Source organism: Photobacterium lutimaris (genome assembly GCF_003025555.1).
GTDB lineage: Bacteria > Pseudomonadota > Gammaproteobacteria > Enterobacterales > Vibrionaceae > Photobacterium > Photobacterium lutimaris.
This window is the reverse complement of record NZ_PYMH01000001.1, coordinates 71,618-85,940: the sequence shown is the minus strand read 5'-3', so window position 1 is coordinate 85,940 and position 14,323 is coordinate 71,618. Positions and strand designations below refer to the sequence as shown.

Genomic DNA, 14,323 nt, shown 5'->3' with positions numbered 1-14,323 from the left:
TTACCAAAAAAATAGTGAATTACGACGTCGATAAAATTATTTCATCAACTTCCTCAACTGACTTTGTTCCATTTTGTAGATCACATAACAAATTTAATAGCTCTACATCTTCAACTTTCTTACTCGCCTCACGATCCACAGAATCATCCGGCTCAGCTATTTGTTGGATTACCTCATGACTCGAAATAGAATAATTTTCACGGATGTATTGGCTTAAATCTTGTACCGTGACGTAATTGAAGAAATCTGTGGTTCTCAGTTTTATCCCTAGCTTTTTATTAATTCGGTTTACACCTTCTACAGCCAATATCGAGTCTACTCCGAAATCAATATAAGGCTTATCAGTTTTTACAACCTGTGGATCGAGGTCTAATGTTGTTGCAAGAACTTGCACAATACTAGAGGTAATATAGTTGTATTCTGAATCGAATCGTGAATTGTTCGTGACGTTGGTCGATATAGACTCAGTTTCAATGTCGTCTTCAATGGCAATTAAGTCTTCCACTTTTGTCGACACGATAATCGCCTGATCGGCATTCTCTAAATCATCAACACCAAGAAATACAGTATTGTCAAATCTTAAATTATCAAGCAAGGAACTCCAACGGTCTATTTTAATCAGAGGCGTATCGGCGATGCGAATGTTTTCATCTTTAAATAACCACCACCCATCTAGTAGCCCGAAGGTAAGAGTTAAGAAATTTTTCTTTTTGACCAACTCATTAACGACCAGATCCCCACCTCTTTTCAACAAATAATTAATATTGGTTAGAGTTCGGTTCATATCCGTCGTTGCATGTAAGACATTCGCAGCAATTACTATGTCAAAACCATTGCCTCGAAATTTCTTAACGTCTTCGATGTCTTCAACATTAAGTGTTTGTGCGTGTAGGAAATGATGATGCGCTCCATATTTATTCTTCCCGTATTTCACAAAGGCAAGAGAAATATCAGTGTAAAAGTACTCCATGTTCTGGAAATGCTGTATCCGGTTAAGAACTAACTCCGATGTCCCACCCGTGCCTGCACCAATTTCCAAGATCCTTATTTTGTCACCTGAACGATGACCTGACTGCTTCGCTAGGATCAGGTCGTTCAGCTTATTGACTAATTGATTATTGTAGTAATCTGCGCTGATATTGCCCTTATACACATCTTCTACCAAATCCATTCTCGAGTCTGGGAAAATAACATCGGTTGGAAGTAGCTCACCTCGGAGTATTCTGAGTAGATTTTCTGTGCACGTTTGTAGCAAACGCATATGATTTCTATATTTAGGTTTATCAGTAAGAATAGAGCCCAACCGCGCTTGGGCATCACTTGCTCTTTGCCGAAGTATTTCTGGCGTAAAATTACTGTGTAAAACAATTTCCTTTTCTCCATTAGTCAACAACACGCCTTCCTTCTCAAGAATGTTGATGACTGCCTGGACTAGTCTTATATATTTCGCCTTTATTTTTTGTTGGTGCATTATGTCATCTATATGATGAGGTGTTAGTAAATAGCGAAAAAGGTCTGTTTTGTCTAAAGCAAGAATAAGTAACTCTATACTGTTACTTTCGACCCAAGAACTTTCTTGTTCAAATTGAATTATCCTTGCGCTCTTATTACTAATCGGTGCAGCGGTATTGATTGATTTTTCCTGTTCTGGCGTACATTCCTTTGCCTTTATCCAATGCCTGACTTTAGAGAAAGGATACGTTGGCAAAGGCACCTTTCTTCCTGCAGACACTATCCCCTGCACTGCATTAGATACATCCTCTCCTGCCACCCATGATAGAGCAATCTCCTGTAGCGGAGCATTGACAGAGCCTCGAATCGATTCCTTCGAACTGCTATGATGGATAAGAAGACCGCTCTCAACGTTACCTAAAAGAAAATCCTCGAGAGTCGTTCTCAATTCCTGAATCGAAGTGGCTATGATAGCTAGCCTCTCTGAACGATGATCTCTACCGTGATAGAGTGTATAAGCAAGGTCGACCAATTTAATGCTATAACCAGTACTCTTCACTTTGTCCAGTCCCTGCGTCAAACGGCTACCTATTTCATCGGCATAAGAATTGACACAATGGCGACAGAATTTCTCGATGGTTTCTAATTGATAGAATTGTTTCGATTTAATGGCTAAATTGAACGTGTTGTTAATGTCGCTTATTACTGTCTCTACCGTTACTTGATCTAGCCCCAGATTTTCTATACCTTCATTTACATCAATTTCATCAATGGGTAATTGGGTGATAATGCTGATCTGGCTCACCACATGATCAATGAAAGAAAGCATAAGCTCTTCTTCGAGACCCTGTTCCCTAAACTCAATTTCCCTCACAGACAAATATTTAACAATAGAAGCGGCGTAGTCTTTTAGTCCTGCCTGCGTCAAGGCAGATAAGACGACCAGTTGTGGTTTTCCGTTGTCTTCTGATGTATCAGTTGACATATGTTCTTCTATGACCATATGAGCATTAACACCACCAAACCCAAAAGAACTCACACCAGCTCTACGTGGAAGTTTTTTTCCGTGTTTATCCTCAAGCGCGGGCCATGCTACGGTTTCGTCGGAAACATAAAAGGGGGTATCTGCAATATCGATATACTGATTTAATTTAGTAAAATTACGATTCGTTGGAATCGTCTTGTTTTGAATGCTCAGGAGGGTTTTAAACAGTCCGGCGATACCAGCAGCCGCTTCTAGATGTCCTACATTGGTTTTTACCGCACCAACGGCGATTTTGTGACCAGAACCAAAGTCTAAATTATGCTTTTTGTAAAGATATTGGAAGCCCTTTTTTAGGCCGTTCATTTCAATCGGATCACCTAAGCTCGTACCGGTTCCATGAGCCTCAATATAGCTTACTGTCTCCGGTGAAATGTTGGCTTGTGAGTACGCATCTATAAGCAGTGCCGCTTGAGAGTTAGGACTTGGCGCAGTTAGTGCATTTGCATGTCCACCATGGTTGATTGCACTACCTCGAATAATGCCATAAATGTGATCTTCATCTTTTTCTGCCTGATCCAATGATTTCAGCAATACTGCACCAACCCCTTCACCTCTCGCATATCCATTGGCACTATCATCGAATGCTTTAGACTCACAATCAGGACTTAGCATGCCTGCTTTGCTATATGACAAGTGTACTCTCGAACTCAGTATGACATTGACCCCGCCAGCAAGTACCATTTTACATCTACCATTACGGATACTATCTACACCCTTATCAATAGCTACTAGTGCGCTGCTACACGCAGTGTCAATAACTTCGCTGGGGCCTTTTATATCAAGTAGGTAGGACACTCTGTTGGCGACAATTGACCGAGACACGCCAGTAGCCATGTGTGCTTCAATGGGAAGATCTTGCTCTACCATGAGATCAGCATATTCTGGATTAATTAATCCAACGTAAAGTCCGGTATCTGAGTCTGCAAAACTGGATACCTTATAGCCCGCATTCTCTATAGTCGATATTGAACACTCCAGAAACATTCGTTGAACCGGATCCATCAGAGCTGCCTCTCTTGGCGAAATCTTAAAGTAGCCTGCATCGAACTTATCAACGTCGTCCATAAATGCACACTTGTTAACAAATGTTTTGTTAACCTCTTCTTGTGGGTCTCCGAAATATTTCAACCAGTCCCACCGTTCTTTAGGAATCTCTTTCATCAGACTTTTTCCTGAAACAATGTTTTCCCAGAAGTCATCAATATTGTCAGCTGACGGGAATTTACCGCTGATACCAATAATGGCTATTGCTTGATTTTCATCCTTAGACACAGTGACAGATTCCGGTTGTAAGTTATCTTGAATAAGACAATTCTTCTCCATGGATCCTTGCTGCTCATGCTCTTCAACAACTGAGACCGCTTCTACCACAGTCTCTAAGTGTTGGATTAGCTCATCGATGTAGGAATACTCAAAGAAAGTAGCTGGTGTTAAATCGCACTTAAATTCTTCGTTTAAGCGGTTTGAAAGACTGGTCAATGCTACCGAATCAAGTCCGTAGTCACTGATTTCTGTTCGTAAATCTATGTCTTTCTCATCAACATTCGTGATTGATGTTAACTGTGCCTTTACGATTTTGGTGATGTGGTTTCTTTTATTGATGGGCGACGACCAGCTTTTTTTAGATTCCGGTTGCAAGCCGTCTTGAATAAGACTCTTCTTCTCCATGGACCCTTGCTGCTCATGCTCTTCAACAACTGAGACCGCTTCTACCACAGTCTCTAAATGTTGGATTAGCTCATCGATGTAGGAATACTCAAAGAAAGTAGCTGGTGTAAAATCGCACTTAAATTCTTCGTTTAAGCGGTTTGAAAAACTGGTCAATGCTACTGAATCAAGTCCGTAGTCACTGATTTCTGTTCGTAAATCTATGTCTTCCTCATCAACATTCGTGATTGCTGTTAATTGTGCCTTTACAATTTTGGTGATGTGATTTCTTTTATTGATGGGCGACGGCCAGTTTTTTTTAGATTCCGGTTGCAAGCCGTCTTGAATAAGACTCTTCTTCTCCATGGACCCTTGCTGCTCATGCTCTTCAACAATTAAGACCGCTTCTACCACAGTCTCTAAGTGTTGGATTAGCTCATCGATGTAGGAGTACTCAAAGAAAGTAGCTGGTGTTAAATCGCACTTAAATTCTTCGTTTAAGCGGTTTGAAAAACTGGTCAATGCTACCGAATCAAGTCCGTAGTCACTGATTTCTGTTCGTAAATCTATGTCTTTTTCATCAACATTCGTGATTGCTGTTAACTGTGCCTTTACGATTTTGGTGATGTGGTTTCTTTTATTGATGGGCGACGGCCAGCTTGTTTTCGTAGTCTGTTGTTGCGTGACCTGCAATGTTTGGTAGATTTTGTCTCTGTCACCCTCCACGACAATAAGATGACTTTCATCACTGTTTAAGGCCAGTTCCAATGATTTTAAACCACTTTCTGTTGATAGCGCTTGCATCCCTGTGCTTTTTACAAAATATTCTTGTGTTTCTGCACTGGTTTGCATTCCACCTTCTTCCCACAAAGGCCAGTTAATGGCAACCGTCTTGCCAACGCGCTGTCCCTTTTCGCGTAATTGTTCTCTGTATTCACAATACGCATTTTGAAAACGATTGGCGTAAGAATAGTCTGCTTGACCCACGTTACCACTGAAAGCGGCTATCGATGAGTACACCGCAAAGAAATCAATATCTAAATGTTTAGAACACTCATCCACCAGCATGGTCCCATTGATCTTTGGTGCAAAGACTGACTGAATCTCTTGTTCTGTTTTGTCATGCACCAAAGCATCCTTGATAAACCCGGCTATATGAAATAGACCGTTGATGTCGTTCCTAGCGACATTCTTAAATAGGCTTTCTACTGACACTCTATTCGATAGATCCGCTTGAATATAGTTAACCGCTACATTCTTATCTCTTAACTTGGCTAAATGGCTTACAACTCGTTTACTACCCGGTTCAACGATATCGGTAAGCAAAACATCCGCTTGATATTTATCTGCTAGATAAAAAGCAAGCATTCTACCTAGCCCCCCAATTGCACCGGTTATGAGATAAGTTCCTTGTCGTCTCATTATTCGATTGTCGTCGCCAGATAGGACGACAGGCGTCATTTGCAGTTTCTTGCGATTTTTTCCTTCATATCGTATCTCATGCAAAGCATTGTCTTTTAGCTCGTGAGAAATGATATCCGCAATATCATCTGATGACAGCTTATCTGATTGCGCCACCTCAACTACCTTTGTGGCCAATTTCTGATATTCTCTTGATATTGTTTTTGCCAGGCCAAACAGTCCGCTACTGAAGAAATCAGTATTAGAACAATCTTCAAACAATACAATTTGTTTTACTTCCGACTTTTGATCTGATTTTATTATGCACTTTGACCAATTGAATAGGCGATAAAAACTTGTAAACAGCTTATCTTCAATATTCTCGGATTGAGTACCCTTCTGTTGTAAAAAGATGGTTGCTGTTGGAATAAACCCTTCCAACTTAAGCATCCGTAATAATTCATCATAGTGTGCGTAATCTTTGTCATTTACTTCGAAATGATCAGTTGAAATCCGCTTGTTGCGCTCACCTGGAGTGACGAGTGTGAATTTCGTATCGCTTGGCAATTTAAAATTTAATGCAGTCATGATGTCTTTGCTATCACTAAACACCACAATTTTATGCGCCTTTTCTTGCAGATTATTAATAGTTAACTTACTACTGGCCCATATTGGCTTTAAATGCAGCAACTCTTGAGGATGCTGCCTTTTATTGTTGTTACTTAATTTATTAACAACGAAATCCTGGATGGAGATGCATACATCGCCTTGTTTGTTGCATATTTTGATATTGAAAGAACATTGATCCTTACCAACGGTCGACTCCTCTATGTATACGAAACAAGTGGGATTGACTGGTTTAAAAATCTGTATCTTTTTAATGAGGAAGGGAAGGAATGTATCCTTAGCAATCGACTCTTGGTCTTCTATATAGAAACCTATGATTGCCTGTAGTGCCCCGTCTAAAATGGCAGGATGAAACACGAAGTGCTCATCTTCTGTCGCGGGACGAACATTGAGCTCTGCAATTACCGCATTCTCTTGTTTCCACAGTTTGTCAATCACCTGGAAAGCAGGGCCATACTGCAATTTCATTCTATTAAAGAAACTGTAAATATCTTCTCTGTTATACGACGGGCTCTCCCGATACTTCTGCTTGTTAAGCACCGCTATGGGTTCGGGTTGAATTGACTGCTTTTCATACACAACTTGACCCTGTGCATAAATGCTTTCACCTGTACTCTCATTTGAACCTTTAATCGTTAACTTTTGGTCTTCCTCATCTCCCTTACACTCAATTTTAAGTCGGTGTTGCGTATCCATGAATACAAGCGGCTGTGACCACATAATATTCTTCAGTACAGGCCTGGACTTTCTTGTACTTTCCTCAAAGATAAAACGCATCATCTCAAGATAGACAGATCCAGGCAGTATTTTCTCCCCATCTACAATATGATCCTCTACAAAGAATGCATCATCGCTCAACGATAGTTTGTATTCCTTATTCGGCTCTACAACGATAACGCGTTTATCGAAATAGTGATTACCTTGGCACTGCTTTGTTTGACGATCTTGAAATGCTGGCTCACCGTTGTACCAATACGACTTACCAACAAACGGGTAACCTGGCAATGAGATCATATGGCTCTCTGTCGACATCCTCTCCCAAGACGGGAAGTCACCCTCTAGCCAGGAACTTAGTGCATCCTGTATCGTCTCTACCTGAACAATCTTTCCTTTTTTCCTTTTATCTACGAGAGTGGATTGCAAGATCCTATCATCCTGCACGTCATTGTAGTATTTCTCCAATTGCCTAATAACGTCTCCGAGGTCCTTGGCAACAAACCCCAAGCGCTCTTTCATATGCAGCCTACCTGATTGTAATGTATAGGCAAGGTTGTCCAGATTGAGGCTGTTTTGCTTTAGCTGGTTATCGCTTCTTCTAACTATGAAATCACGTATGTCTTTTGCGTATTGTTTCAGATTTTTTTTATCTCTTGCAGAGAGAATAATGGCTACGGGCACCGCATCCTGCTTGCTATGCAAACGATGGTCGATATACTCTTCCAAGATTAAGTGTACATTCGTACCGCCGGCTCCAAATGAACTAACACCAGCGCGCAAAGGTACTTTTGTGTCTTTCCTCAACTCATCAAAGGAAAGTGCGTCTCTCTGAATATGGACCGATCCACCAGACAATTTTATTTTCGGATTAAAGTTCGTGCAGTTGATACTCGGCACTAACTGCTCCTGAGAAAATTCTTGCACTATTTTTGAAACGCCGGCAATACCAGCTGCTGACTCAGCATGGCCGATATTCGATTTCACCGAACCAACATACAACTCACTATCACGCGAATGCTTGTGAAAAACCTTATTTAATGCAGCAATCTCTATCGGATCACCGAGGGAAGTTCCCGTGCCATGCGCTTCAATAAAACGAATGCTGTTTGGCTCTACATCGGCATTTTTCAAGGCTATTTCAATTACATCTGCCTGTGAAGTGGTACTTGGTACCGAATAACCATTCGTTCTTCCACCATGGTTGATCCCAGATCCTTTTATAACTCCTCTAATGTGATCCCCATCCCGAATGGCCTTTTTTAGAGGCTTAAGAACAATACTTCCGACTCCCTCTCCGGGAACAAAACCATCCGCCTTCTCGCTAAAAGCATGGCACTTCCCGGTAGGTGAAAGCATCTTCAAGTTGGAAAGGTGTATGTATTTTTGGGGATGGAGGTAGAGATTAACGCCGCCTGCTATTGCCAAATTACATTCACCGCTCTGAATGCTCTTACAGGCAAAGTGGATCGCTGCCAGTGAAGATGAACAAGCCGTGTCTATTGGTACACTAGGCCCTGTTAAATTAAACAGATAGGAGACTCGATTTGCTATAGACCAAGGCTGGCTGTTGGGAATTGCATAGCTTCCACGTGAGTTAAAATCGGCATTGTACAATGAATAAGTATGCGTAGTAACACCCGTAAAAACGCCAATATTGCGATCAATTTTTGAATCTTCCGATCCCTTTAACAACGGTATATAGCCCGCATCCTCTAGCGCGTTCCAAGCAGACTGAATAAACAGCCGCTCTTGTGGGTCCATTACTTCAGCATTTTTTGGAGATATACCGAAAAAACCAGGGTCAAAATAATCCGGATTACTAAGAAACCCACCCCACTGACAATAGTACTTATCACAATCCGCTTCTTGTACTGATTCACTGAAATACGCCGCATTGTCCCATCTGCCCTCTGGCACTACGGACACTGAATCTTTGCCCGCGCTCAAGTTTAACCAGTACTCATCCATGTTATTTGCATCTGGATATCGCCCATGTATTCCGATAATGGCAATATCATCGGGAGCCGGGCCATTATTTACATTTCCACGTAATTGACATCTTTGATTATCTGCTTGATTGTTAATTCGAATATTCTTTTGGATCATGCCCTGACTTTCACAGTATTCTGATAAAGATCGAAGCGTCGTATATTCAAACATTAATGTTACTTGGAAATCTGCTATCTCTATCTGGACTTGGTCGCAAAATTGATTGATAAGTAGTGAATCAAGCCCCAAGTTTTCAAATGTCTCATCAATGTCAATTTCTGCTTTGGAAACGCGCAACACACCAGCTAACGTCTCTACAAACAATTGAATATACGTCTCTCTATCATTTGACCACTCCTCTTTGATATGGTCGCTTTTAACATTGAGACCCGCATTCACCATTTGCACATACTGCTTAATCTTTTGTGATTCTCCAAAAAGAAAGGAGTAGTTGCCAGGAGCCGCCTTCAGCACTTTCTCCCATATTCTCAGTCCTTCTTCCACTGATAGTGCAATAAAACCATATTCTTCCTTGTATTTCTGCATAACAGAAGCGGGCATTTTCATTCCTTCAGAATCCCACAACGGCCAATTGATCGCATAACAATCAAGATGTAAGTCACGCTCATTGATCGAACGACTAATCCGGTCTAAACACGCATTTGAATAGGCATAGATGGATTGTCCAGCATTTCCAGTAATACCAACCATTGAGCCAAACAACACCAAAAAATCGGTTCGAAAGTGTTCAGCTAACGTCAATAGGTGCTGGGACCCGCAGACTTTGGTCTCCACTATGGGCTCCCAATCCGTATCAATTGAGTTGTTAATAGTCCGATTAATATTAATGCCAGCGGCGTGAACAATACCCGTCAATTGCCCATAATGATGGCTTACATGTTCTTCGATGATGGAGATAGACTTGTGATCGCAAATATCACATGAAATATAGTCAGCAATGATCGCGTTCTCTTTAAGTTCATTGATTGCTTGACTAGTTAGTGTTGAACGTCCAACCGCGATAACGATTCCACCTTTCATCGTAATATCTTTGCAGATAGATCTTCCAATACCACCAGTGCCACCGGTGACCAGATAGACCCCCCTTTCTACAAAGCGGCCATCAAGTACAGGTACCTGAAGCGGTTCATCAAGAACCAGTTGCCTGTTTTGTCGCTTTCCAGCTGTGTAAATAATCTCATCATTGTTGAAGTGCGCTGATAGCTCTGCTTCAAGAATAGTGGGGTCCAAGACATCTAGTGATACGCTTTTAAAGCAAAAAGATGGTTGTTCAGAAACAAAGCTTTTGAACAGTGAGGTAAGTGGATTCTGATATCTAGGAGCATCTTCTAGAAAATAATGTAGGAATTTAAAACGTAGTCGCTTTGTCCTCTTTCGCCCACTGTTTGCGTATCGCGCTAGATTTGATAGCTGCTTTAGTAAACCGTAATATGCCCGCCCCTCATCTTGAAGATCTTGGCATTCATTATTCTCAACTAGTATTAATACTTCATCGTCATTTATAAAGGAGCGCAGCAATTGGTCTACATAGGCATCCGATAAAAGTGAGGACAACAGTACCTCTATAGTGTTAAAACTGTTGCGCAATTCTTCAATCAGCTTGCTTTCTTGCGTCTGCAAAAAACGAATAACGAGTAATTTCCTAGACACGCCATTACTGATTCTGTCGCAAGATGCAGCAACTAGTTTTTGATTGATACGAACAACCTGATGTTCTTCATTTGATAGTGAAGATTTATATGACGAGTGTTGAACACTCTCAAGTGAGTTATTGGTATCTATCCAACACTTTGTTTTATCAAACGGATATGTTGGCAATGATATGCGATGGGGTTGTATATCATAGAGCTGCTCCCATCGATAAGTCTCCCCGTTCATCCATTGCTTAGCTATACCATAAAGCTGAGATCTACGATCATATGTAGACGCCAGCTTTCCTGTACTACAACATGAATCAAACGATAATTCGCTTTCCTGAATCTTTTCATCTTGTGATTCAAGCTGCACAATGAGATCGTTGACAGAGCTAACAACTAAAGCCAGCCTTTTCTGATGATGCACTCTTCCCTTTTGTAAGGTAAATGCAATATCAACAAGTGAAATAGTGCTCTTATATTTTAGTAAATAGTGTCGTAAGTCTCTTATACTATTTCTTAAAGATGATGATGATTCTGCTGATATAAGTATAAGTTGATCTTGCGCTTCATTTGATGATGCTTGAGTTCGGGCTGGTTTCTGAAGAATGATATGGGCATTTGCCCCCCCAAACCCAAAAGAACTAATGCCAGCAGTAAGAGGAGACTGCTCTGAATGCTGAGGCACCCATTGTTGAAGTTGGTCAACCACATATAACGGTGAATTGGACAAATTCACATAAGGATTTAGTTCTTTAAAATGTATTGTGGAGGGTATTTGCTCATATTTGAATGACATTAACACTTTCACCACACTGGCTATACCTGCAGCTGTTTCTAAATGTCCAATGTTGCTCTTTATTGATCCTATACCTATAGACTTTTTGCCAAAAGAAGAAGCTGATAGCGCACTTTTTAGACCTTCCGTTTCTAAAGGGTCTCCCAAATTAGTGCCTGTTCCATGTGCTTCTATATAAGATATTGCAGAAGGATCTAGTCTAGATTTCCGAAGCGCCGTGCGGATCACTTCTGCCTGAGCTTCAGGATTCGGTGCCGTCAGCGACTGGGTTTTCCCACCGTGATTGACAGCTGATCCTTTAATGACACCATAAATATGATCATGATCAATCAAGGCTTGCTTATAGGATTTTAATAGTACCGCTCCTACCCCCTCACCTCTGACATAGCCATTGGCATCCTTATCAAATGGCTTGCATTTACCATCTGAGCTAAGCATGCCAGCTTTAGAAAATGAAATGAAGAGATTAGGGTTTAGCAACACATTCACCCCTCCGGCGATGGCTAAATCACACTCACCACTACGTATATTCTCTGCGGCCTTATGAACGGCTATCAAAGAACTCGAACAAGCCGTATCGATTGCTTCGCTTGGACCATGAAAATCGAATAAATACGATACTCTATTAGCAACGATAGAATGCCCAGTACCAGTAGAATAATGAGGTTCCAATTCTAGATTGTTTCGAATGATCAAATCGGTATAGTCTGTTGATGCCACACCGACATATACTGCCGTATTACTTCCCCTTAATTCATTGATGTTGTAGCCGGCATCCTCCACAACCGACCACGAGCACTGTAAAAATAGTCTCTGTTGAGGGTCCATCAACTCAGATTCACGTGCGGATATTTTGAAGAAATTTCTATCAAACTTGTCTATATCCGATATAAATCCACCCCACCTAATATTGGTTTGGTTATTTCGCTCTTTGGGATTGCCAAATATTTCTTTCCACTTCCATCTATCTTCCGGTATTTCGCCGACCAAATCGGCAGACTCGACAAGTCGACTCCATAAACTTTCGTGATTGTTAGCACCTGGAAACTGCCCGCTTATTCCAATGATGGCAACGGCGTCATCGGATACAGATTGATCCTCATCGAAATCTGCAGAGCGTGTCCCCCTGTTTCTATATGGACTTTCATCGATACTGTCTTGCTCAGCCTCCAATGCGATATCACATTCGGCTAATAGGTAACGCGTGATCGCGTCTAAATGAAGGTATTGAAAGAATACAGAAGGTGTAATATTAATCGCGAACCGCTGATTAATTTTATTAGCCAAATCCGCAAAACTAATTGAGTCAAAACCATAGTGCGCTAACTCTGTTTTCGGCTTTAGTTTCTCCCGTTTAACATTCATTAACTCCTCCACGATATCATATAATCCGGAGAGCAATTCAGTATAGTGTTCATCCTCCTTAGTATATGTATTAGAAGGTCTACTTCCTGTTGCCATTACGTGCGCAGGAGTGGTGTTAAATGAACTCAGAATTTTAGAACCATCACCATCAATCACAACGAGTTGTGATTTCTGCTGACTAATTGCCATTACAATTGAAGTGATTCCACTTATCAATGAGACATCTTCAATCCCATATAATGCTTTATATTGCCTCTTCTGTTCATCGGAGACTGACATACCTCCATCTTTCCAAAGACTCCAGTTAAGACTGATACTAGCACCCGTTTTCTCACCTCTATTGACTAGTTGCTCTCTGCATTCAATATAGTGATCCAAATAGGCATTAGCATATGAATAAGAAGATTGTCCGCTAAAACCATGTACTGCACTGAGTGATGATCCCGCAATGAAAAACCTAAGTGGCTGACTCACGGTCCATGCATCTAGATTTTCTATCCCCTTAATTTTGCTGCTTATCTCTTCATTCCAATTTGACAATTCTTTATGTCGAAATAGACCATCGTTAAGGCTTCCAGCTAAATGAATAACGCCATGAATACCGCGATCTAACACCTTTCTGAGGGGCAAGCTCGGATTCTTTGCCGTGACATCTTGCTGGATATAGGTAACGCCATTACTGGCTTCTATGAGCGGATAGTGCTTGTTTACATCAGCTTCGGGCGACCTTCCTATCAGTACAACACTGCAATTGTAGGTCGTTATCAGCCATTGGCTGATTAAGAAGCCAATTTTGCCACCTCCACCACTGATAAGTATTGTCTGATTTTCACTTATCGTCAGTGTAGGATGCGTATTCTTTGGAATAGTGGCCGGTGTTAAATGCCGTTCATACCTTGATCCTTTGGCATATTTTATTTCTAGGCTGGAAGTCTGTTTTGAATATAACTCTTGAATCACATCTTCTTCTGTTGACTCACTAGAAAGCTTTACAGTTCTGAGTATGTAGTCATGATGCTCCTTCTGCATAACTCTGAATAAGGCAGACAAAGATAAATAGTGTAAATTAGGCCCAGTAATATCATCAGCAACGGGTACTACACCATTAATACTGAGCAGACTATGCTCTTGTGTCATTGCATGCAGAAATTGTAACCATCCAGAAATAATGTGCTCAGCATCAGATCGACTGTCCGTTCTATAATCGAAAATAATGTTGAATTCTGTATCTTTTTCTTTTACTAGAGCGGTTAACAGGTGTTTGACTTGACATTCGTCTGTTAAATTGAGACCAAAAACATTTTCTCTTACTTGTTCGTATTGCTCACTGTGGAGAATGGTAATGACAATGCCTGAATGCTGTTCCATCCAGACGTCGTGTTTTTGTTCGTTATTTGAAAAAACAAGCAGCACACCATCGGTAGTATTGCTATTCACTTCAGTGCGCACCCATTGCTTTTCAAGATAAGTCGCACTATCGGAACATTTGTGTTTTGCCAATGCCACAAGGTGAGCCGCTGCCTCAGAAGAGACCAATGCCTCTTTAAGAAGTTTGACAATCCGTTTCATCATGTTTGTTCTCCTTAACGCTATTCTATGGCGCCCTAATTATTATCAGTGTTTTCA

At 41.0% G+C, this 14,323-nt stretch carries 1 protein-coding gene; it reads right to left on the bottom strand.

Annotated features, from left to right (window positions below):
• Positions 1-19: 19 nt before the first annotated feature.
• Positions 20-14,269, bottom strand: coding sequence for an SDR family NAD(P)-dependent oxidoreductase (locus tag C9I99_RS00215; protein ID WP_107346840.1), 14,250 nt, complete (start codon positions 14,267-14,269; stop codon positions 20-22).
• Positions 14,270-14,323: the final 54 nt, after the last annotated feature.

What these genes read in the sequence shown, in the direction of transcription:
- C9I99_RS00215 (WP_107346840.1), bottom strand. Translation starts at nt 14,269, where the DNA reads ATGATGAAACGGATTGTCAAACTTCTTAAAGAGGCATTGGTCTCTTCT.